Source organism: Microcoleus sp. Pol14D4, from assembly GCF_036701245.1.
Taxonomy (GTDB): domain Bacteria; phylum Cyanobacteriota; class Cyanobacteriia; order Cyanobacteriales; family Microcoleaceae; genus Microcoleus.
Genome location: NZ_JAUBQM010000054.1, coordinates 1 through 22,340, shown reverse-complemented (window position 1 = coordinate 22,340; position 22,340 = coordinate 1). Strand labels below are relative to the sequence as shown.

24 protein-coding genes are annotated in these 22,340 nt (G+C 45.5%); 8 read left to right on the top strand and 16 right to left on the bottom strand.

Translation table 11 applies throughout. From position 1 onward, the window contains the following. The first annotated feature begins 98 nt into the window (after window positions 1-98). The 3 genes from smpB (at window position 99) to QUA33_RS18830 (ending at window position 2,227) form a co-directional block, all read left to right on the top strand. Window positions 99-566 (top strand): SsrA-binding protein SmpB, encoded by a 468-nt coding sequence (smpB, locus tag QUA33_RS18840; protein WP_006631384.1) that lies wholly within the window; start codon window positions 99-101, stop codon window positions 564-566. 708 nt (window positions 567-1,274) lie between these two features. Next, window positions 1,275-2,000: a tetratricopeptide repeat protein gene (locus QUA33_RS18835; protein ID WP_333150192.1), complete on the top strand. Its 726-nt coding sequence runs from the start codon at window positions 1,275-1,277 to the stop codon at window positions 1,998-2,000. Then, complete coding sequence (locus QUA33_RS18830; RefSeq protein ID WP_333100508.1) at window positions 1,997-2,227, top strand: Osc7112_2153 family protein; 231 nt, start codon at window positions 1,997-1,999, stop codon at window positions 2,225-2,227. Before QUA33_RS18835 ends, QUA33_RS18830 begins: the two co-directional genes overlap by 4 nt. Before the next feature lie 282 nt (window positions 2,228-2,509). On the opposite strand, the gene QUA33_RS18825 is transcribed toward QUA33_RS18830, so the two are convergent. The 9 genes from QUA33_RS18825 to QUA33_RS18785 all read right to left on the bottom strand — a co-directional run bounded on the left by QUA33_RS18825 (window position 2,510) and on the right by QUA33_RS18785 (window position 10,979). After that, complete coding sequence (locus QUA33_RS18825) at window positions 2,510-3,958, bottom strand: IctB family putative bicarbonate transporter (protein WP_333150191.1); 1,449 nt, start codon at window positions 3,956-3,958, stop codon at window positions 2,510-2,512. A gap of 170 nt (window positions 3,959-4,128) precedes the next feature. After that, window positions 4,129-4,275 (bottom strand): hypothetical protein, encoded by a 147-nt coding sequence (locus tag QUA33_RS18820; protein WP_333150189.1) that lies wholly within the window; start codon window positions 4,273-4,275, stop codon window positions 4,129-4,131. After that, window positions 4,250-5,137, bottom strand: a complete 888-nt coding sequence (locus QUA33_RS18815) for a histidine kinase dimerization/phospho-acceptor domain-containing protein (RefSeq protein WP_333150187.1) — start codon at window positions 5,135-5,137, stop codon at window positions 4,250-4,252. Before QUA33_RS18815 ends, QUA33_RS18820 begins: the two co-directional genes overlap by 26 nt. Before the next feature lie 157 nt (window positions 5,138-5,294). Further along, the gene (locus QUA33_RS18810) at window positions 5,295-6,737 is read right to left on the bottom strand and encodes a 1-acyl-sn-glycerol-3-phosphate acyltransferase (RefSeq protein ID WP_333150185.1); all 1,443 of its coding nucleotides are present in this window, start codon (window positions 6,735-6,737) and stop codon (window positions 5,295-5,297) included. Window positions 6,738-7,177: 440 nt separating this feature from the next. Further along, window positions 7,178-9,184, bottom strand: coding sequence for a ribonuclease R family protein (locus tag QUA33_RS18805; RefSeq protein WP_333150183.1), 2,007 nt, complete (start codon window positions 9,182-9,184; stop codon window positions 7,178-7,180). A gap of 301 nt (window positions 9,185-9,485) precedes the next feature. Then, window positions 9,486-9,701 (bottom strand): 30S ribosomal protein S18, encoded by a 216-nt coding sequence (gene rpsR, locus QUA33_RS18800; RefSeq protein WP_006631377.1) that lies wholly within the window; start codon window positions 9,699-9,701, stop codon window positions 9,486-9,488. 168 nt (window positions 9,702-9,869) lie between these two features. Beyond that, window positions 9,870-10,058, bottom strand: a complete 189-nt coding sequence (gene rpmG, locus QUA33_RS18795) for a 50S ribosomal protein L33 (protein ID WP_190658616.1) — start codon at window positions 10,056-10,058, stop codon at window positions 9,870-9,872. Between the two features lie 38 nt (window positions 10,059-10,096). Further along, the gene (locus QUA33_RS18790; protein WP_333150181.1) at window positions 10,097-10,630 is read right to left on the bottom strand and encodes an RDD family protein; all 534 of its coding nucleotides are present in this window, start codon (window positions 10,628-10,630) and stop codon (window positions 10,097-10,099) included. 106 nt (window positions 10,631-10,736) lie between these two features. Continuing rightward, on the bottom strand, window positions 10,737-10,979 hold the full coding sequence (locus QUA33_RS18785; RefSeq protein ID WP_333061297.1) for a DUF7219 family protein: 243 nt from the start codon (window positions 10,977-10,979) through the stop codon (window positions 10,737-10,739). 633 nt (window positions 10,980-11,612) lie between these two features. Between QUA33_RS18785 and QUA33_RS18780 the strand changes: the two genes are divergently transcribed. After that, window positions 11,613-12,017, top strand: coding sequence for an anthrone oxygenase family protein (locus QUA33_RS18780; RefSeq protein WP_333150179.1), 405 nt, complete (start codon window positions 11,613-11,615; stop codon window positions 12,015-12,017). Window positions 12,018-12,073: 56 nt separating this feature from the next. Here the strand turns inward: QUA33_RS18780 and QUA33_RS18775 are convergent, their stop codons facing one another. From QUA33_RS18775 to QUA33_RS18765, 3 genes are all read right to left on the bottom strand, one after another. Further along, the gene (locus QUA33_RS18775) at window positions 12,074-12,337 is read right to left on the bottom strand and encodes a hypothetical protein (RefSeq protein WP_333150177.1); all 264 of its coding nucleotides are present in this window, start codon (window positions 12,335-12,337) and stop codon (window positions 12,074-12,076) included. Between the two features lie 519 nt (window positions 12,338-12,856). Then, on the bottom strand, window positions 12,857-13,231 hold the full coding sequence (locus QUA33_RS18770) for a DUF4087 domain-containing protein (protein WP_333150175.1): 375 nt from the start codon (window positions 13,229-13,231) through the stop codon (window positions 12,857-12,859). A gap of 4 nt (window positions 13,232-13,235) precedes the next feature. Further along, a complete protein-coding gene (locus QUA33_RS18765; RefSeq protein WP_333150173.1) occupies window positions 13,236-13,856 on the bottom strand; it encodes a hypothetical protein in 621 nt (206 codons plus the stop codon). 102 nt (window positions 13,857-13,958) lie between these two features. Between QUA33_RS18765 and QUA33_RS18760 the strand changes: the two genes are divergently transcribed. After that, the gene (locus tag QUA33_RS18760; protein ID WP_333150171.1) at window positions 13,959-14,666 is read left to right on the top strand and encodes a hypothetical protein; all 708 of its coding nucleotides are present in this window, start codon (window positions 13,959-13,961) and stop codon (window positions 14,664-14,666) included. 222 nt (window positions 14,667-14,888) lie between these two features. Beyond that, complete coding sequence (locus QUA33_RS18755; protein ID WP_333150169.1) at window positions 14,889-15,767, top strand: SGNH/GDSL hydrolase family protein; 879 nt, start codon at window positions 14,889-14,891, stop codon at window positions 15,765-15,767. A 109-nt stretch (window positions 15,768-15,876) separates the two neighbouring features. Here the strand turns inward: QUA33_RS18755 and QUA33_RS18750 are convergent, their stop codons facing one another. The 3 genes from QUA33_RS18750 to QUA33_RS18740 form a co-directional block, all read right to left on the bottom strand. Continuing rightward, a complete protein-coding gene (locus tag QUA33_RS18750) occupies window positions 15,877-16,776 on the bottom strand; it encodes a DUF4436 family protein (protein ID WP_333150168.1) in 900 nt (299 codons plus the stop codon). Window positions 16,777-17,008: 232 nt separating this feature from the next. Then, complete coding sequence (locus tag QUA33_RS18745; RefSeq protein ID WP_333150165.1) at window positions 17,009-18,505, bottom strand: carotenoid oxygenase family protein; 1,497 nt, start codon at window positions 18,503-18,505, stop codon at window positions 17,009-17,011. 130 nt (window positions 18,506-18,635) lie between these two features. Next, window positions 18,636-20,090 carry a folate/biopterin family MFS transporter gene (locus QUA33_RS18740; RefSeq protein WP_333150163.1) on the bottom strand — a complete coding sequence of 485 codons (1,455 nt, stop codon included), beginning with the start codon at window positions 20,088-20,090 and terminating at the stop codon, window positions 18,636-18,638. Window positions 20,091-20,352: 262 nt separating this feature from the next. On the opposite strand from QUA33_RS18740, the gene QUA33_RS18735 reads away from it, so the two are divergent. Together QUA33_RS18735 and QUA33_RS18730 are read left to right on the top strand one after the other, a co-directional pair. After that, the gene (locus QUA33_RS18735; RefSeq protein WP_333150162.1) at window positions 20,353-20,814 is read left to right on the top strand and encodes a cupin domain-containing protein; all 462 of its coding nucleotides are present in this window, start codon (window positions 20,353-20,355) and stop codon (window positions 20,812-20,814) included. 6 nt (window positions 20,815-20,820) lie between these two features. Then, window positions 20,821-21,456: a class I SAM-dependent methyltransferase gene (locus QUA33_RS18730; protein ID WP_333150160.1), complete on the top strand. Its 636-nt coding sequence runs from the start codon at window positions 20,821-20,823 to the stop codon at window positions 21,454-21,456. A gap of 380 nt (window positions 21,457-21,836) precedes the next feature. Here QUA33_RS18730 and QUA33_RS18725 read toward each other — a convergent pair whose 3' ends face one another. After that, window positions 21,837-22,226, bottom strand: coding sequence for a hypothetical protein (locus tag QUA33_RS18725; protein WP_333150158.1), 390 nt, complete (start codon window positions 22,224-22,226; stop codon window positions 21,837-21,839). Window positions 22,227-22,340: the final 114 nt, after the last annotated feature.

Here is a 22,340-nt window from a genome sequence, read left to right as displayed (position 1 = left end):
ATTAGTAATGTCTAGACCGGTTATTTAAGTTTTGTCAAGCTTCGATTTTCTCTACAGAGAAGCTAGCGTTATAATAATTAATTTTAGCGGAGGTAAAAATGAGCGAAAAAAGCCCAGGATACAAAATTGTTAGCGATAACCGACAAGCGCGCCACCTCTATGAAATTATAGAGACATACCAAGTGGGCATAGAGTTGAAGGGAACCGAAGTCAAATCAATTCGGGAAGGAAAAGCCAATTTGCGGGACGGATATGGTTTAGTTCGGAACGGGGAACTGTGGCTCATCAACGTTCACATTTCGCCTTGGAGAAGTGCTAGCAACTATTTTAATCACGAACCCCGCCGCACCCGTAAATTGCTGATGCACAAGCAGGAAATTCGCAAATTAATCGGCAAAGTCGAAGAAAAAGGTTTGACTTTAGTGCCGTTAAAAATGTATTTGAAAGGCGGCTGGGTAAAACTCGATATCGGTTTGGGTAAAGGGAAAAAACTGTACGACAAGCGCGAAGATTTGAAGAAACGCGAAGACAAGCGAGATATGGAAAGAGCCATGAAGCAATTTTAGTCATCCGTCATTAGACATCTCCGAAAAAGAAACTTAAACCTTTGCTAATCAAAGGGTGAAATTGAATTTCGGAAGATGTTTATTAGTCAGGAGTAATTAGTAATTAGTGATTAGTGATTGTCCCTAGGGATGGATTATTTTAGCTCGCGTTTGGTTAATTACTTATCATAATATTTCTCAATATCTCCCCTTTAGGATTTAGAGGGCTTCCATCGTCACTACAAACTTAATTAGAGTTATTTCACCGGAGTCCATCCCATCGGCTCTCTTGGGGTTGTGCTGGAAACGTTAGTGTGAGCGCCTCCCTGACCCAGGCTTTCGGACTCCTACCACAAGAAGTTTTATTTTTATAATCCTCTAAAACTCAGGCGAGCCATCTTATCTCCTAATACAGTCGCATATGGACGATCCTCGCCCCGCAAGTAAGTATTATTACTTATCTACCGCCAACAGTCGTGCCTTCTTCCGGGTTCCGGCTTCCCGGTTCTTTTTTTTGAAAATATCCGGATGGCTTGTGGAGCCCCATGAATGATTAACCTATGCTCGAATACATCTGTGTAGTGGGGCTTTACCCAACCATTCGGCTGTCGACTGACAAACTCTTATGAGAAATCGGCTCAAACCTGAGCCATTTCGTAAGATTATGACGCCATTAGGGTGGCAATTAAATATGGCAAGCTAAATATCGCCCAACTCTCAAGTTAAAAAATGCTAAAAATCACACCATTAGCTAACATTTTCAATGCCATGAAAGAGCCAGCAAAAAAGCATCACAACTCCAAGTGGGGAGCCTTATTGCTGATGCTAGCAGTAGGCTTTAGCGGCTGGAAAATTGCTTTGCCGGAACTGGCATCTTTTTTTAATAATATTGCGTTTGAAAACTACAAAGCCAATCGATTAGCGGATACTCAAAAAGCATATGAGTTAGCCCTCTGGGTAGATCCAAAAAGCCGAACAGCTCTTTACAATTTAGGATGGCTTTGCGAAGAGGTACAAGATTTACAGTGCGCCAGAGGAAAATATCTGCAAGCTGCAAAACTCGGTCTGCCTGCTGCTTACAGCAATCTGGCTCGATTATATATAGTCGATCAAAAAAACTATCCGGCTGCGGTTCACTTCCTGTGGCAAGGTTTGAAATTAGCTGAGGACGATCAAGTAAAATATTCTTTACTCAAAAACTTGGGATGGGCTCGCCTGGAACAGGGTCGATATTCAGAGGCATTGCAACATCTGAATGAAGCGATTAAACTTGATAGTGAAGGACCCGCAACTTACTGCTTAAAAGCGCAAGTCCTAGAAAAAATGAAAAATACGAAGGAAGCGCTACCGCAGTGGAAAATTTGTCTAAAGTATGCGGATTCTCAAGAATTCGATGAGGATATATGGATAGGGATGGCACGTCAACGATTAAACGAGGAAAAAACAAATAAATGAAACGCACAGTTTTGTTTTCATCAACCATACTGGCAATTATAACGGTACTGGAGCTAAGTCAAGCCTCAACAGCACTGCCAACTCCTTCGACTGTTAAAATTACCGTTAATGAATCAGTCGAAACGCCGTTCGACTCCAATCAAGCGAGGAGGTGGCGGTGCAGAGATAGAGATGGTGGAAAATATCCGTGTCCCAGATTCATCATGCCTTCGGAGAGCGAAGAATAAGAGTTATTTTCAATAAATTTTGTAGAGTGTACCATCACCACTTTACAACAACAGGTATGTAGTATGTATTAGTAGTATGCAGGGTGCGCCCTCCGCACCTTATAGCATTTGAGATGCGAGATTAAGAATTGAAGAATTGGAAATAACTTATGGCTATAATGGTTTGCAGCTTGCATAAAGCTGCATTCTTTTTTTTGCACTGATATAACTCTTAATCATTGCTGTGTCGGCTATTGCTGGAATCCGCACTGGGCGGGGAGAAAGCCCCGCCAGCAATTTTATCTACTCGGCCTCCGTCAAAGCTGAATCTTGGTGCTGCTGATGCGAGTTGCTGTAAAAACTAGCAATAATCGCCACCATCAACCACCAAAGCATATTAACTTCCGGCCGGTACCAAACTGTATCGACAAAACCGTGGGCCATCATGCCGGCTAAAGTTGCGATCGCCCCAATCAACCAAAACCCCTGATTCGATTTGAGATTTTGGATTTGAGCTTCTTTCTCTAAACTAGAGATTTTAAATTGTGAATCCCGCAGATGTTTGATCTGCAACAAACCTTGATTGACGGTGACAGTCATCAGCCAAAGGAAACACATTAAACCGATAAAACCGGTTTCCACCGCAATTTCCAGCAGCACGGAATAAGCGCTCAAAGCAGTGAATTTGGGCCTCATATAAAGCGGATAAACTTTATTAAAAGCAGTGTTTCCCGGTCCAATTCCGAGAATGGGTCGATCGCGAATCATGTCAACCACCGCCGTCCAAACATTAATCCGAAAATTGTTACTGCTGTCATTTCGGCCGATAAACATACTCGAAACTCGATCGCGCAGAGGCTCCACTAAAGCCACTCCCAAAATTAAGGCTCCCGCCAAACCTCCTAACCCTAACGGCAGCGCCCAATTTCGCCAGAACCGAGGCATCAAAGGGCTGTACCAGTACCACAGCAGCACTAAAAATACCACAAGTAGAGCCACAAAGCCGATCCAAGCACCCCGGCTGTCCGTGTAGCGCAAACAGGCGCAATTCACCACCAGCATCGTCAGCGCTAAAACTTTTGTTCCCCATCCTTTCCACACAAAAAGTGCGGCAGCGCTCAATGCAATGGCTGGCAGCAAATAGGAACCAAGCAAGTTAGGATTTCCCAGAAAACTGTAAACTCGCGTGACATTGGCTTGAGTAGAAGTCGGATCGTTCCAAGTAGCTAATGGTGGCACTTTATCAATCCACTGCCGCACGCCGTAGAAACTGACAATTAAAGAGACGTTCAAAAATACGGCAATTAACCACGATCGCCAACGGGGCGATCGCAATATCCGAGCCATCAGCGCAAAAAACAGCAAATACAGCGTTAGCTTGCTCCAACCAGTAGCAGCGGCGACTTTCACCGGCGACATCGCCGTTGCGACAGTGGCTATGCCCCAGTACAGCAGAACCAGCAAATGAATCGGCGTGAAAGGGATCTCGCGATCGTCCGAAACAGTCAGCAGCACCCAAAATGCAGCGCTAGCCGCCATCAACACCCCCACCAAGGCATTGTTTACAAACGGCGCCAAACCGAAAGTCAAGGCCAGCAAAACAAAACCCAAGGGTTCGGCCCACTGCATCAGCCAGCTACTCTGCCGCCAACTGCGTAAAGAGCCGATCGCCAAATTGAATAAATAACTTCTACTTTGCCACTGAGAGAGCGGCAAATTTGCCAGAGTTAACTGTTGCCAAACTGAATTCATTTTTAGATTAATTATTGGTAATTGGGAATTGGGAATTGGGAATTGAGTCTAAAACCATGAACAATTGGTAGTAACTCCTATCTTGCGCCATTCTTCCTTAAGGCTTTTCTGGTCGGCTCCACAAAGAATAAATTTCTTGTGGGGGGCACGGGAGCCCGCGCATAAAAGCCTTATTGAGAATGGTGCAACATCTCAGTATTAATTAACAAATGACTTGTTTCTTCTTCCTTCTTCTTTCCATCCGTTACATCCGTTACATCCGTTAGAAAATCCGTTGCCGAACTTCCTTCTTTAGCCTTCCAACAATTCCGTAGCATTTGTGCAGGGCAGCCAGAGCACGTAGCGATATCCAGATTCCGGGGCGCCTTGAATTGAGAGTTCACCGCCTTGAATTTCCACCAACTGGCAGCAAAGCAGCAGCCCCAAGCGTTCCCTGGCCCCATAACCAGCTAACACCGGTGCGGTATCCTCGGCATTCTGGGCCACCAAATCCGCCAACTCAGAAAACGCCAGCGTTAATCGCTGCGAACCCTGTGTCGGGAGTGGCGCTTCGAGTCCGAGGGAGTCGGTTTCCGAGTGCAATGGGGAACCGCTAAGAGATCCGGCCTTCAACAAGTAGTCGGTGTAGAGTTTAGCATGGGGCAAACTTTCCCCTAACCAAGGATGAAAAACCCAAACTCCAATGTTGATACCGTCTTCTTTCCGAGAAACGTGGACTCGAATCACGCTGCCTGCCCCAGCAGATTGAATAATGCTAAAAATTAAGTGGTGCAGCATTTGCTGAACCTTATCTTTATCTACCAACCAGATGCGCGACCCGGGCCCCATCGACAAATTAATTTCTTGCTCTCGTCTACTTGCCACCGACGACAGGATTGTCACAACCTGTTGGCACAAAGTTTCTATATCGACTGCGGTTCGCTTCAAGGTGAAAGCGGAATCGTCTAGTTCTGCCAGTTCCAAAATTTCTTCAACTAGCGATCGCAAAGAGCGGCTGCTGTCTTGGATCACGTCAATATATTCTTTTTGCTTGCTCGTTAAGGGGCCATAAATTTCTTGTTTCAACACGCTTGCCATGCCGAGGACAGAAGTGAGCGGTGTGAGCAATTCCTGCGCTAAATTATTCAGCAGTTTTACTTTAATTGAGTTAGTAGACAAATCGATAGGTTTGTTAGTCATCGCTAATTTTTATTGGTTCATTGTCGAGCGAGGGTTTGCGGTTCATTAGACCTATTCCAAAAGTTTATAACAATCTGTTTATAATTCACCACAAAAAAACGTAGTGAATAAAAATATATATTCCTTCTTCCCTAGAAGCTCTTCCTTATTTGAGTAATTAAGATTTAATCATTGCTTCTAAAGCTGATTGCAAGTCTTGAGTGAGTTCGGCAACTGCTAACCTGCGGCTGGTTTGATATCGATCCCAACGATCGCTCACTGATATGGGTTCGCCCACGGTCATTTGTACCTGCTGTTTGCCCAACTTCGGTCTGCCGAAAGGATTTCCCCCTTTGATGCGAGCCAGTACGTCCCACAGGAGTAAAGTTGTTTCTGCCAAACGTTCTGCTGTCAGTTGTTCTGCGACGTACCTGCCCGTGACGGACACGAAACTTTCTACAAGTCTCATGTGCCACATCCGAAGACTTGCTTCTTCAGCGAGGCGATCGGCTAATCCTCTTTCTAAGGGAGGAAGTGCTGCAATATCTTTGATATCTTCTCGGTAAATATAATCCCAGCCTGCTTGTTCCACACGGCGGCAGCGGTCTATTAAACTGCCTTTGGGCTTTAAGTTAAAATATTCTTCTGCTACTTGCAAACCCACGTCTAACAGGGCTTTCAGTCTAGCCATCATTACTTCATTTCCAGAATCATTTCCCGTTTTTTCTGGTAGCGATAATGATGTTAAAATAGATGTTTCAGGCTGTAAGTTTTTATGATAAAAACGGCTGTAAAACTCTTCCATTACTGCTAGTAAGTGGCTGCCCAGTCGAATCAGACGCAGATATTGGAATTTGTGATTGTGGTTTTCGGAATCGGGATTTGCGGTCTCTAAATTAGCGAGATCGGTGCGTTCTAAGGGTGGCAGTCGGCAATCGATTTCTAATTGAGTTAAAAGTTTTTCTAGGGGTTGCCAAGGTGGGTTGACATAGCGGTATTGAATGCCGATCGGCACAATTAAAACTTTTTCAGTGCGTCCGGCTTTGAGCAAATCTTCAACGCACCAGAAACCCATTTGAGCAATTCCCGGTTCGAGGGGACTGACTATTTCATTGTGACCGTTGGTAGCGCCTTCTGGGGCGGCGGCGATCGGGAATTGGCTGTTGGCAAATAAATTGCGGGCAGATCGCAATCCGACGCGATCGATCTTCCCGCGAACAATCGGAGTGCCACCGAGTTGGGAATACAACCAGCCGACTCCTGCACCGGCCCACAGGGGAATGCCGCGATCGTAGATAAAGTGGGAATGTACCGGGAATTGCAGGGGAATGCCTTTGGCCCGCGCTGCCTGGGGAACGAGTTTCCAAATTAGTTGTCCCAAACAGTAGGGATCGTCTGAGTTGGGGTGGCGGAAGGCTAGCAAGAAGCGAACTTTCTGATTTTGAAATTGGTGGAATAGTTCGGCGAGGGTTTCGACATTTTCGGCTTGAACGTGGCTGATACTCGTCCGAAATCGCAGCCACCAAGGGAATATTTGCTTACAACCTTGCACCACTAGCGGGTTGTAGGCTGGGGGTATGAATTCCAGCGGCGGCTGAACTTGGCTAATTGAATTGGGCATTTGGGGATTTTAAATTTTAAATTTTAGATTACTAGGTGGGGGTAAAAACTTCCAATTTTTAGAATGCTGAAGTTTTTTTTATTAACCGCAGAGGACACAGAGGACACGGAGGAAGAGAGGAGATAGCAAAGCGTGTCAATTTAACGTCAAAAGTATTACCCGTCTTGGATCGGATATGATGTCGAGTCGATCGACCCCAATATTTTGGTCGGGGCGGGTTTACGGGATTTCTGGCTTATATTACAGATCGGGGGTGAACTAGCCCTGACCAGAATTACGATTATTTTACAGGACTAGATATGAAACCATCATCTTTTTTACCCCCCTACCCTTGACAAGGGGGATGCGAGGGGATCAGAAACTCGACTAAAAACGAGATTTATCCTCAGTTTCAGCCTTCACCACAGCTTTTTGCAATCTAAAATCTAAAATCTAAAATCCTATTGTGCGGCTTCAAATATCATTTCTTGGAAGTTAATGACATCCGATCGCGGATCGCAGTGGGTGACTTTGACTTCTAGCCGATCGCCTATTTCGACCGATCGACCAAATCGCATTGCCAATTCTAAACCCAATTCTTCCAATAAAATCAATCCCAGATTGCTGTCTTCCCTCAACCAGCGCAGCATTAAAGCTTCCCAAACTTCGTCTGGGTTGCGCCGCAAATATTCCAATCCCCAATAGCGGTTAGTTTGGCGTTCGACAGTGGATGCTTCTTTAACTGCGGTGCCGAGACACATCACAATGTCCTGTATTTCTTCAGCGGAAAAAGGCAGTGGTTCGCCCCGCAGGTGGGCTTTGATTTGGAAGTGAGTCAGCAAGTCGGTATAGCGACGGATCGGGGAAGTAACTTGAGTGTATAATTCCAAACCCAAGCCGGCGTGGCGTCCGGGGGTAAGGCCCATTTCGCTGCGGGGCATACACCGACGCACGGCGCAAGCGCGGGCGGGGCCTGCAGGTACAGCTAGCAGTTCTTCATCGGGAGGGAGTTCGGGCTGTGGCTGATAGCGGTAGGGTATTGGTAGGCTGTGAGCTTGACCGTAGCGGGCGGCTAGTTCGCCTGCTAAAATCATCATTTCGGCTACTAGCATCCGGGCTGTGGAGTCGTCGATGACGTGGATTTTGATATCGTCGCCGTTGACTTTGATGACGGATTCGGGCATGAAAATGCTGATTGCGCCTTGGGCTTCCCGCCATTTTTGGCGCAGTTTTGCTGCTGAGGCGATCGCTGCTATTTCGGGTTCTGCTTCGATTCCCAACTCCAGCATTTCGTCTACGTCATCGTAGGTCAAGCGGTAGGTGGGTTTGATGGTGCTGATGTGGATGCTGTAATCTTGAGCCGCGCCGATTTCGTCTAAGGTGACACTAAAGCTGAGGGCGCTGCACTCTTTGCCTTGAATTAAACTCATCGGCCCGGTTGCCAAAGCTGGGGGAAACATGGGGATCATTCCCGTGGGCAGGTAAACCGTAGTGGTGCGCTTTCTGGCTTCGAGGTCGAGTTCGTCTCCGGGGGAAAGCAGGCGGGTGGGATCGGCGATGTGTATCCACAGGCGCTGCTGGCCGTTTTCGAGGAATTCTAAGCTGAGGCCGTCGTCGATTTCCGTGGTGCTTTCGTCGTCGATCGTGTAAACCTTGAGGTGAGTTAAATCGAGACGATTTGTGTCGGAGTCGGTTGGGGGATTTTCTAGGCAGCGTTGGGCCACTTCTAATACCTTTGCGGAGAATTGTAGGGGAATTTGGCTGCGCCGCAAAAACAGGTTTTCGTGGGTACTCCACAGGCCGAGATCGACGAGGAGGCCAAATGCTGCTTCGGGGTTTTCGGACCGTTGTAAGCTGGCTAAAGTTTCTAAGGCTGGGGTGCGGTGCGTTGCTTCTTCTCCGAGGAGGGCAAAGCGTTCTAGGGCGTCGAGGCGAGTTCGATCGCTGTGTTCCCAATCTACATTTTCCCCTGCCAGCCGCTGTTTGACTCGATCCCAAAATCCTTGGGATTCTTGGTGTCGCTGCTGTTCTACTTCCTGCTGGTGTTTGATTTCGGCTACTTGGGCTGCCGGTCGCGGTTCGTAGCGATCGCCCTTTTGTTTGAAATACAGTTTGTCTGTTGACAGCAAACAGTAAGCAGCGTAACACTGGGCCCCACTACTCTCAGAAAATAGCAGCATTGCCAGGGATTCAGGATCTGCTGTTTCTCCGTCACCGACTAAAAGTTCCCAAGCGACTTCCAAACTCGACGGATCTGAGTATGCTTCTACTTCTTTGAGAAATTTGGGAATATCGGAGGGTTTGTAAGTTTCTCCGATTACTTCGTAGGTGATTTGTTTGGGCGGTATGCTGTGCGGTTGACCGTTTTCGTCTACCACGACCCAGTTTTTCTTGCCGTCGGGGCGATCGGCAACTGCCAGACGGCGGTCGCCGTGCACTCTAAATTCTACTAACGTTCCCTTCTCCACTTGCCAGCTTTATATTTGAGATTTTGGATTTTTACAGTAGCCACTTATCGAGTTTCGAGCTTGCGATTTTAGATTTTGGATATTGGCAATTTTTCTGGTCAATTGTGAAAGTTAAAATCTAAAAAGTTGTTTTTTCTTCTTGCTTTTTTTTAACTTCTGACTTGTGATTAAGACTTGCGCTGCGGCTACTCTTAACCCTATTCCGCGATTATTTCGCTGCACTCTTAACGACAGAAAGACGTTTTTTTCGCGCAAGTCTTATTCCCAGTCCAAAATCTAAAACCCAAAATCCCAAATCCTGTTAACCTTCTTGGTTTACGAAGGGCATCAAAGCTACAATTCTTGCTCTTTTGATGCTTCTGGTCAGGTCTCGCTGCTGTTTGGCAGTCAAACCTGTAATCCGGCGGGGCAAAATTTTACCGCGTTCTGTGACGTATTTTTTGAGCAAATCGACATCTTTGTAGTCGATAGGGTCTCCAGGTTTGATGGGCGAAACGCGCCGGCGAAAGTAAGTCATGGTTTGTTGTTTGTTGACTGTTGTTTGTTGACTGTTGATTGTGAGTTTTTAGTTATTAGCCGTTAGTTGCTAGCCGTCAGGAAAGCATTGGTTAGTTATCTGCTTTTTGCCGATCAATATCAATTGCCAACAACTGATGACTGATGACTAAGGACTAATGACTAATCACTACTTGATCTCTTTGTGGGCCGTGTGCTGGTTGCAGTGGGGGCAGAACTTTTTGAGTTCCAGCCGCGCCGTCGTGTTGCGACGGTTCTTGGTGGTGGTGTACCGAGAGACGCCTTTTGAGCGTTTGCTTACGTTTGTACGGCACTCAGTACACTCTAGAGTAATTATGATGCGGACGCCTTTAGCCATAATTCTAAATAAATTTCGACTAATTTAAACACAATTTATTATCTTCTCACATTGCTCTGCACTTGGTCAAGCAATCTTCTAACTTTGATGTCTAGGGAGTAGCCACGGCGGGCTCCGACGACGATCGTCCCGCCGATGCGATCGTGGAAAGCTTGGGGAAACCTTTCGGTGGAGGTGAGGGCAACGCTACAGTCGATCGCCAGGGGCAGAATCAGCAGCAAGACGGCGGCGTTGGTAGATGTGATCCCAGCTATACCTGCGAAGGCTAAGGCGGCGCAAAAGCCCAGTAAGGCTTCGCGCTTGCAGAGTTCTTGCACTCCGGGAGTCCGGTGGAATCTGGTATCGGCAATTTTCATGTCCAAGGCCCAGCGCCCGATACTTTGACCTTGGTTTTTCCTGACGATGGCTACGCGCAGGATCAGCCACAGCAAAACAAAAAATATCGTTTGGACGATCGCATTAGTGCCCAGAAGCAAACTGGGCAGCCAAACAGCGATTCCGTCGATGCAGAGGGCCGCGGCGCGGCGGCCGAGGGATACTTTGGGAAGGAGAGGAACTAGGTCGGAACTCATAGGCAAAAAGGTCGATCGCCACTAGCTACTTTTTCATCTTAAGCGGTGGATTAATCGATCGGCATCAATGGGGCGTAACTCAACTTCCAAGCCAACCGCTAATTATTCAAGCTGAAAATGGATTTTCGCCAATTCCCAACTGCTTTTTCGAGTTTTCCACTTCTTCCCAAAGTTTTTGTATTTGAGTAAATGCCTGTTCCACAGAGATTTTACCGTTAGATGTCAAGGAACTGATGTAACCCACTCGCTGAGAAAACTCTTGTAAATTCGCATTAAATACCAAATTCTCTGGCTTTACTTCACCGTAATAGCGATTTTGAGGATATAAAAAATTTGAATTTGCTACCATTGCTTTAACCTCGCCTGAAAACTTGTTTCCTGAACTAATAGATATTATAAACCGCGATGACCTTCTAAAGTTGTGTTGTAAGTAGCAGAAGTCATGTGACATTTGACGAACTTTTTTGTGATGGCTATTACACCGACAGATCGGGGGAACAAAAACATCAGTAATTTCACTTGTACAATTTACGCAGGCGGGGTCAACAACTAAGTTTCTGCCTTAAGGCTTATAACTTCGGATTTGCCGTCCCAACCAGGTTTTTGTTAGTGCAGGACTGAGTTATTGAAATAAGTGACAAAAAAACCAAAAATGGATAATATTATTGCAGACATCAATAGTTAGATTTTTAGTAAAAAACTGCATAATGTCTGCAAATGCGCGTCATCAGAGCATGGTAGTGGTTGAAAACTTAACTTTTATTTGCGGTCTGCTTTCCACCCTGTCCATTTTACGTCAAGTTGCTCGGCTCAATATCAAGGTTGAAAATGCAATGAGACAATGCACTAACAAGGCATTGGACAGTAATTCGCAGGAGGTTTTAGGACAATGGTTGACTACTCGCTTTTCACATTGAAGCTTTTCTCGGCACTAGGCAGCGGGCTGATGGCTGGAGTCTTCTTCGCCTTCTCGACGTTTGTGATGAAAGCCCTTGCCCGACTCCAACCAGCACAGGGTATTGCCGCTATGCAAGCCATCAATATAACGGCGATCGCTCCTTTATTTATGACGGCGCTATTCGGAACGGCTGCAGCTTGCATCTTTCTGGCTATCTCCTCGCTGTTAAAGTGGCATCAACCCGGTGCCTCTTACTTACTCCTTGGCAGCCTGCTCTATCTTGTCGGTACTGTAGGAGTGACGATCGCGTTCAATGTGCCGCTAAATGATGCGCTGGCGACTGTCGATCCAAGCAGCACTGAGGGTGCGAGCCTATGGGCTAGATACTTGAGCGACTGGACGTTCTGGAATCATGTTCGGACGGCTGCGGCGGTTGCGGCATCGGCTTCACTTACCATTGCGCTTTGTTATCGAGCGGTACAATTTTAATTTTACATTTTTAATTTTGATCGATCGCGCGATAGATGCGATCGCAAAAACGAAATTTATTGAGGAGGGTAATTATAATATGGTTGTGCTGATGGGGGGTCATATTGATAGTGATCGTAGGGGCTTTTATTTGAATTAAAAGAAGCCAACCCCAAAAACATTATTATTATCACTGCTATGATACATCCACACCCAGACGAAGTATTTTCTTGAGAAGGAGCATCCTGTAATTGATTTGTGTTTTTGGTATTGTCTTCAATGTTTTGAGTAAAAATTTGGGTATTATATTCAATATTTTGACCAGTTGTATAAACTTCCAAAAGTTTTATTGCCCCGTTTGGATCGCTAAGCTCTTCAAGATATGTACAGGCCAGATCAACAATTGCTCTTGTATCTACACCTCTTCTACTTTTCCATACCTATGTTCCGTATTGAGTTACATACAGCAGATTCCACGCAAATAGAGTACACCTTAATCCCAAACACTTACCAAAATGGTTGACAAACCCTTGCAACCGTACTCCATAAACCTGGAAATTGCTGTATTTATTGATTTTTTGTTTTCCTTCCTTAGATGTCTTAAAATTAGTAGGTGCTTTATTAGGAGGCTTCCCTATTGCAGTGTAAAGATTAGTAAGAGAAACTTGTTTATTCTCAATTGTTATTTCAATTCCATTGTAAATTAAGTTAGCCATAATTACACCAAGATTTTGAATTACTTAAATTTTGATCTTTGCTGATCCATCATTAATCAACTGTTTTACATCTTTATCAACGGATTATCTAGGGGTAGATAGCCACATAGGATGCAGAGATCGCACATAGTCAGGGCTTTAATTTCATTCTTTTGGCAAATTTGGATCTTCGCGACAAGTCGAGAGTGGTAATGCTTCACCGCTTTGAATCGTGATAATCCTCATCCGACTGCTATCTACAACAACATTTAAACAAGCACAGTTATATCCGTGATTGCCATTGGTTAGAACAACTTCTTTTCCATCAGAGATGGGAATGGTATCCATCCCTTTAGGTGGAGATTGACCTTGCAGTGAGATAGTCCAAGTGCCATCTCTGTCTTTTAAATACCAATTTCCAGGCGTGGGATTTTGCAACCATCCACATCTAGTTTCTGTCGCTTTAACAGGCAAAGCTATGACAGAAAAAAATGAGATGATAGCAAGTATAAGCAAGCTTCTTTTCCTAACTCTAATCATTTCATCACTTCCTTGGTAAAGTATCACTACAGCCAGCTTCTTTAAATTGTTGAAGCAACCGATTTCTATCCGCTGGGGGAAGGGAACTCATTAATTTAGCTGGAGTGACTAGCGGTTTAGGCCAAGCGTATACGAGCATACCAGCTTCATTATTTCTAATCTGAATAAAAACGACTCCTAAATAGTTGCCTTGTTGAATGAGACTCGCCAAATTAGTGGTTTTGATGGATTTTCCAGAGATAGTTCCTTGAGCAAAACTTATCTCCATGTCATTTTCTCTGGGAATAAAAGTTATAATACAAATTTTACCTTTAAGAGTTGAAGGGTAAATATTTTGAGTTTGGTAAATATTTTGAGTTTCTTCTCTTAGTGCCATCCATTGACCGAGAAAAGGTGCTACATCAGGATTAACTGGCAACCAAGCTCTAACAAACGCTTTCCATTTCTTAGTCTCAGTTTCATTACGGCGATCTCGAATATAAAAATCATGATTTCTCGGCGGCGGCGCAGCCACAAAATTGCGAAACAGATTCATTAATGCCTGCAATTCATTCTCAGTTGGGTATCGTTTAGATTGTTGTGCAATAATTGGTAAACAGGAACCAAAAATTATTAAATTGACCATCAAGGCTACTAGCCGGCATTTTCTCATAAGTAATACTCTCAAGTTCTGTTAACCCTTAATTTACCCGCAAATCAGCACATCTCCTCCTTGCTCGTAAAACCTATGTATAAACCACCACTCCCACAACCCCAACTCGATCGCACGCCAATCACCTCCGATCGCACTGTGCTAAATAAAACATACGCGATCGCCAAAAAAGCAAAGCGTCACAATTTGGCAAAACTAATGACCTGTGCGATTATATTACTGCCTGCAAACCTAGCTTTTTCTGCTTCTACTTACTTAGGTAGCGAACTTAGTGCTGAGGCTGACAGCGCTAAATTTACTCAAAAGGTTAACATCATCCTGGCTCAAAATAGCACTCAGGTTCCGCTGAGCATTCGGTATGGTGGGACAGAAGCTAGGGGAGGCTTTGTCCTCATGCGACTTACTGCACCGAATCGAGATACAACTCAACCGGCTTATGGTGGCAAGCTTGGTCTCTACGATGTTCATCTTGCCAAAATGTTTGAAACTTCCCATTTTTTGTGCCAGCAGTTTAGAGGCGTTCCCGGTTATGAATGGGTTTATTCAGCAGGTAATGGAAGTATTCGCATGGGAAACTTTAGAATTCCCTGTAGTTTAGCTAGCGAAACGGCTTCAACTTACGGCTTAGGTAAGCCAGAACGCACAAGCATTGCCAAAGATACCGAGGGCGGCCCTCCTGAATCAGATGTCTATTCTATTCCGATTTTAGACATCACCGGTTCTAAGGTTCAGCGGTGGATGAATTTTGTGCAAAATTTTAAACCAACTAGCAGGGATATGTAGCCACCTGCGAGACTAAACGCTCAAACCTGCAATAAGCGTCATTTCTCAGCGTTCGACCGAGCACAACTCGACTCATCTGGCCAAAGGTCTCACGCCGAAGTCCAGGATTGTTTGCAACTATAATGGAATTGATGGCTCACTCTCAGAAGACTCAGGCTAAAATCTAGGATTAAGGTGAGGACACGCATCAAATAGGCTCTTTTTCATTCTTCCTTCTTCCTTATGTCTCTCAATGTGCGTCAAGCGAAGCTATCCCGAAGAAAATCGCCCCGTCCCAAACCCCGGCTGAGGCAAGTTTTAATTAGACTTGCCATCGCCGTAATTGCTGCTATTATCGCCTTCAACCTTCCTCACTCTTTAATTCCAGTGTTTAAAGAATCCGTATCCCAAGCAGCGCCGGCACCAGAAATCCAGAACTTGCTCGCCGGCAAGCGCAAAATTGTGATAGTGGGCGACAGCATCACCGAGGCAGGGAAATACCCCGGAGGTTACGTTTGGCTGCTGCAACGCTATCTGAATGCCCTTTATCCCGATCGCACGATCGAAATCGTCAACGCGGGGATCGGCGGTAACAAATCGACTGATATGCAAGCGCGCTTCCAGAAAGATGCGATCGACCAAAAGCCAGGTTTAGTGATGATTAATGTCGGAGTCAACGACGTTTGGAACGCTTTCTTCGACTTCCCAAACAATCAGTTTTATCCGGAAGGCAACTGGTCCGCGGGAGTGCAAGTGGCAGAATATCGAAAGAAAATAACTCAAATGGTGCTGGCGGCAAAAGCCGCAGGAATTCGAGTTGTACTGCTTTCTCCTACTCTGATAGGGGAAAGTATCGACGGCCCAGAAAATCGCAGGTTGCAACAGTATGTGGCCGCGATGCGAGAAATTGCGTTAGAGAATCAGTGCTTGTTTATTGATTTGAATACGCCTTTTCGGGAAGTTATTGGCACGTATCAAAAGCACGCGGGCAAGACTCTGAATTTGTTGGCTGCAGATGGAGTTCACCCGAATCCGTCGGGGTATCAAATTATGGCTTTTACTATTTTGCGAGGTTTGGGAGTACCCTCAAATGATATTGAGAATTTAGAAGTCAAAAAGTGAATCTTTGAATTTAGTTGGCTGTTGACTGTTGACTGTTAATTGAAAGTCTCCAGGGTAAAATCCCGCTGATTTCTCTCTGGACTTAATCCTTCAAATCTCAAATCTCAAATCATTCAATTGGCGGATGATACCGCTTCAACCAACAACTACCAATAATCACCAACGCCACCACAACAATAATTTCCGTCCAAAAAAACGAAAGGAAATCGCTTGCAGTTCCCACCGGAGGCACCCCCGGCTGAGCATTGCGAATCGCGGGAAAAGCAAACAGCATGACAGCAGTCCAACTCAGCATTCCCACTTCCGGCAACTTGCCTGATTTCATCACTTTCAATGCTAGCAAAAATGCCATTATTGACAACACCCACATGATCACAATAATCACTAAAGCAAAGAATTTGACCGGGAGCGATCGAGTTGCAGAAACATCAATATAAATAAAGATAGATGAATTCTCCTCCATCGGCTTATAACTGATGTCGAAACCTGGAACGTCGGCATTAAACTTAAATTCCAGCGGCACGGGATTCAGTTCAAATGGAGCAAACTTTTTACCGATCGAAGGCAGCGGGTCAATGGAAATAGCTACTTTAGCAATGTGCCTATCAAACGGGTAATTGTTAATTTTTCCTTTGACTAAGTTAAACTTCAATGCAGGGACAATCATCGGTTTGCCTTCTTTAAAGGTAATTTCCGAATCCTGTACATTTGCGCCGTTAACTGTCATTAACAAGTCTTGAGCCGGGTAAGTTGGCCCTTTTTTATAGATACCTTTGAGTTCAAACTGCAAGCGGGCTTCTAGTTCGTTTTTAATGGGATCGACGGCAATTAATGTCATTTTGACCTCAACCAAGCCTTGGGACGCTACAGCGCTTTCTGGAGATGGATTGTAAGGCTCTTGAGCGTTAGCATTGTGAGAGTAAATAGATAAGATGATTGCGAAAATTGCGAGGAAGTTGCAAATTAAAATAAGTATTTTTTTTAAATTAAATGTGTTGATAGTTTGCATTTATTATGATATTTTTCATCTTGAATAGTTGTTAGCACTCCCGGCAATCCGCCAGGGGCTTAAACCCTTGGCTCATAGCTAAAGTAGGTTGAAACCGACTAAAGAAACTCGATCGATAATAAATGTTGGTTTTAGTCCTATTTTAGAGGACTTTCGCTGTGAGCCGGGGGTTGAAAACCCCCGGCGAGCTGTGGCGCTCATCGGCGCAAGAACCAGGCGAATCAACGGGCCACTACGAACCGATAGGAAGGAGTACATTTGGTGTGAAACTTCCGTGCAAACCGTAGGGAATGTGCTGTTTTAAATGCAAGCGCGCTAGGGGCCCTTTGGTGATGTCGCGAGCATCTAAAATCACTAAGGTCGATCGATGATGAGCTGCATCATACATTAAAAGCAGCAGCCAGCCGTCATCCTCAGCAACAGCATCGGGACGGAGAACAAACACCGGTTCCCCCGCAAAACCGCGCGGTGCCGCACTCCAAATTTGTCTTTCACCAGTCACGAAATCCATTTTGAGGATAGCTTGCAAAGGAGCATTTCCCGTGGGAGCATCAGCAGCACCGATGTAAAGATATCGGTAAGGTTGTCCGACATTATTGGGATGCAAAGTTGGAAACTCGCAGCACCTAGTTTCAACAACTTGATGCTGAACGGTTTGGTCTTGCAAATTTAACTTAAACCGCCACAATTCGCCCGCTGGAACGCTCTCAAAATCTATCTCGCGAAAATCTCCGTCCGCCTCTACAGTGGGAAATGATTCGTAGCAAACTGAATCAACAAAAACTTCGTCTCCTTCTTCCCATGCGTTGCAGTGGTGGAAGACAAAACAAGGTTCCGTTTCTAATATCTTTACCTCGTCAGTCCCGTTGCGGGGAATTAAAATTGCTTGCGTTGGCTTGTTTGGCGAAAATTGAATGCACTGGGAGGCACTCCGCAATCCTAACACGAATGGTAGAGGATTAAATGAGACGGGATTTTGGAAGAATATACAGTAATTCGGGGTAATTACCATGTCGTGCAGGAAGGCAAAACCCGGTATTGTATGGGCGTGACGATCCAAAAGTTTGCCGCTTTCGTCGAGTTCGTAAATCGTGATGGTACTCGACAAACCGGGCTTGACGGAAAAGTTTACTAATCTGTCTCCTTTGCCATTTTTCCCTTTTTCAATTCTGGGGTGGGCGGCGAAGGCTTCACCGGGTTGTAAAATGCCGTCTAGGGTGTCTAAGCCGAGTGTTTCTAGGGTGCGGGGGTCGAGTCTGTAGGGTTCTGCTGCTTCCCAAAGCGCTAGCAGTTTGTCGCCCCAATAAATGATGTTGGTGTTGGCAATGTTTTTGATTTTGACATCAAAGATGTTGGCTAGCCAGCCGCCCGGTTTCTGCGTGCCGAAAACGCCTCGGTGGAGAATTTTTCCGGCTTCTTGTTCGGCGAGATAGCCTTCTGTGCGGACGAATCGGTTGCGGAAATGGGCGCGGCCTTCGGATATTGCGATCGCACAAACCATCCCGTCACCGTCAAACGGGTGGTGGATGGGTTGGCCGTTGATATCCAATAATCCGGGCCCGTTGCGAAAGAATGTGCCTTGCAAGCCGGCTGGGATTTCGCCTTCTATGTCGTCAATCCAGTAGTCGGATTCGTTGGGTTGAGATTCGTAGCCGCGCTGCCAGTCTGTGCGATCGTATGATGAGTTTTGAGCTGCGGTTTGAGGTTGGGAAATCTGTAATTTTTGCATGGGTATAATAAGCTTTTCTTGATTTAACCGCAGAGAGCACAGAGGCCGCAGAGAGAGGGAAAGTCGGAGAATTGGGAAACACAGTTAAATTCATCCGTGTATCCCTGTCAAAATCCGTGTGTGCCTGCCTTTATTTGCTGTCTGCGGTGCGGCTTTGTGACCTTACTGTCGGTACTAAGTCGGGAAAGTATTCGGGCATGAAATGCTGTCCGCCTGGTTTGGAACTGCCCATTTCTGGTTCTAATACGGGAAGAGACTTTTGATTGTTTGGATCGCCGCTTTCTGTACTATCGGCGGGCAACCAATTTAAGAACGGTAGCGGCAGAAGTGTGGACAGGTTTGTGATGACAATTAGCAGCCAGAGGTTATCGAAATTGCGATCGGTAATTCCTAGTAAGTGGGTCAAAAGTGCGCCACCTTCGTGAGACAAAAGTCCTGCTAAATTTGTGATTGACATCAGCAGCGCAAATAAAGTTGCTTCGACGCCTCTGGGACACAACCGGGCGGAGAGTACCAGCACCGGCATATAAGCAATTTGTCCGATTACTGTCAGAATCAGGCTGTCTCCGATGCTGAACCATTGATCGTCAATTCCTAAAGCTCGGTTGGCATGAGTTACTAATAATAAAGTAGTCATGCCCAAAGCAGCCGCAATGACCGTTGACCAGCCAAAAATTACTCGAAATGGAACTGTTTTGAGGAAGCGTTGAAACAGCCAGATGCCTGCGAGGGCGGCAATGCTGGTAACGAGGCGCACTCGTCCGAGAAATTCTGGTTGAAAGCCTAATTCGTTAGTGGTGAAAAAGAAGAAAGCCGAGTCTGAGCTTGGGGTGGCTTGCCAGAGGAAAAGAAAGGCTGTGGGCAACCAAATTGTTTTTTGGGTAACAGCTTGCCGCAGTTGTTTTAGTTGGTCTTTGACAGTTTCAAAGTCTGTTCTTTTGTTGGTTTTTTCTTCGGCAATTAACCAAGCTGTTGCTGATACAATTAGCGGGAAAGATGCGGTGATTAAAAATATTGTGTGGGTGCTGAAGTGTTGCAGCAGGGAACCGCTGAGGTAGGCGGTAATTAGTCCGCCGAGGGCTGAAGCGCCCCAAGACAAGGATTGCAGGGAACCGGCGTCTGTAACGGATTCTTTTCTGGCCCTTTCGACTACCAGGGAGTCGGCGATTACGTCGCTGACGGCGAGGGAGAGGGAACTCAGGGCGATCGCGCCTGTAGCTGCCAGCGGTGTGTGTACAAGTGTTGCGAGGCTTACCCATGCTAAGGTTCCCAGCAGCCCGGAGAGGACGATGTAAGGGCGTCTGCGGTAGCCGAATATCGGCAAGCCGTCGGACATGAACCCGAACACGGGTTTGATAATCCAAGGCAGGGCTACGACGCCCAGCATGGCGGAGACTTCTGCCGGACTCATACCTAGTTCGTCTTTGAGAAAGAAGCTGACGGCTAAGCGGGCGAGTCCGAGAATGCCTTGGACGAAGTAAATCAGTAAGATGGCTATGAGTTCGGGGGTTGGCTCATTCCCAAAGAATACTTTTTCTTTTAAAGATTCTTTGAGTTTGCTGACGCCGGAGGGGGAAACGAGCATTTGAGCAATATTTCTTAATGAATCTCAATATTTATAACACATTCTTAATGAGTTGGGGGAACTGTCGGAGGTGGGAGGCGAGAGTGGCGGGGATCTGGTAAGTGCTATAAAATTGTATTTATCTTGAATTTAAGCGTGTTTTGTAATAATAAAAACAGAAAAAACGAACCGCGAAGGCGCGTTAGGCGAAGCCGCGCGTAAACCCTAGGACGCCAAGCAAGAGAAAGAATAGAAAACTCATAACTGCTGTCAGCTTTGTTATATGATTATTGAGCCTAAAAATGTGCCGGAAATTACGGGTTCCAAGTACCCTCAGCAATTCCAATCTGCTGTTGCGGGGAGAGTTAAAAAACGCTTGGGCGAAGCTGCCGGATTGCAGAATTTTGGGGTAAATTGGGTGAGACTTGCGCCGGGAAGTTGTTCTGCTCTCAGGCATTGGCATACCCGTCAAGATGAGTTAATCTATGTTCTGGAAGGGGAAGTTACTCTGATTACAAATTCGGGAGAGCAAGTGCTGACACCGGGTATGGCAGCGGGTTTTCGGGCGGGGGATGCAGATGGGCATCATTTAGTTAACCGCTCGAATGCAGATGTTGTTTATCTCGAAATTGGCGATCGCACTCCGGGAGATAGTGCCGAATATCCCGATGACGATCTAATTGCCAAAGCTAACGGGAATAGTTGGATTTTTACTCGCAAAAATGGCGAGGTTTATGAGAGTTGAAAATTTATGAGTCAAGTGAATCTTTGGACTTCGGCGGAACACGCTTTGTGGTATCTTGCTAAAGCTGATGGCATTCCTCACCGCACTGAAGGTGAAGCGGTTTTGTTGGAGGAAGTGCCGAAAAATGTGAAGCGAATTCTGGATGTGGGCACGGGAGACGGGCGGTTGTTGGGTCTGCTTAAGTGCGATCGACCAAATGTTGAATGTGTGGCGATCGACTTTTCGCCGACAATGCTGGAAAAAGCCAGAATTCGCTTTGCTGATGACCAGAATGTCACAGTAATCGAGCACAATTTTGACGAATCGCTACCGGATTTGGGCAAGTTTGATGCGGTTGTTTCTAGTTTTGCGATTCACCATGTAGCAGACGATCGCAAACGTTCGCTTTACGCCGAGATTTTCGAGCTTTTGGAACCCGGAGGCATCTTTTGCAACTTGGAACACGTAGCATCTCCAACTCCGGCTTTGCATCAGAAATTTCGAGAGGCGCTGGGTATTAGCGATTCGCCAGACGATCCGTCTAATAAATTGCTCGATATGGAAACGCAATTGCGGTGGTTTAGAGAAATTGGTTTTACCGATGCAGACTGTTATTGGAAGTGGTTAGAACTAGCTTTGTTAGTTGGTGTCAAACCTGTTTAGCTGCGGGCAAGGACTGCATTGTCGTGTGCTTTTAAAATAGGAAATAGTCACAATTAGTAAGGTGCGTCAGATTTTTAAACCCTCAATAATCGTTTTAGAAATTTACCTGACGCACCCTACAGCTTGATTTTATTATGTCCGTTGCCTAAGTCCTGAATATAAGAGGTTGCTGTCATATTAGAAGTCGATTGCGAACAGTTCTGGTTATTTGAAAATAACCAACAGAGTATTGAGGAGAGAACAGGCGAACTCTTAACCCAAACGATACAGAAAGCAACCGTTTTTTGGAGTAGCAAGCAAATTGAACCTCCAATTTACACTTTTAGTTAGTTGGGATGGAAGATATTGTCCGGTCGCTCGCACATTGGGATCTTACCCAGTTAGAGGGCTGTTTTAAGAGTTATCAACCAAACGATCGAATTAACAACAAACAAAAAGGTATAAAAAATATAGATTGATGGAGCGCAGATAGCTCGACCTAAAGAAGGCATTTTAATTGTTTTTAATGAACCGAGCGGGTGAACAAGGCCTTCCGGTATAGAATGGGTTTTAAAACTTTCATCTAAAGCGCTTTCATCATTCAAGAATTGGGTAACTGCATTGACTCTTTGTATGTAATACAATTGCACCTTCCAGTAGGTAGCTTCTAAAAACCAGAAACCAAAAATTATAACGTATCCTAGGGGAACCAACGCATCTATTTTGCTTGTAAAAACCCAACCAACTAACGCTACCCAAATGGTAATTGCCGTAGTTTTTAATTGCATCATAATTGTTGTGAAATTAGCTATTTTTGTCTCTAGTTCCTCGGGAGCGTGTCACTTTTGCAATAAGTACAAATACTTAAATAAGGCTGTTGTGACCAATTGCAGCCATTCTGAGTA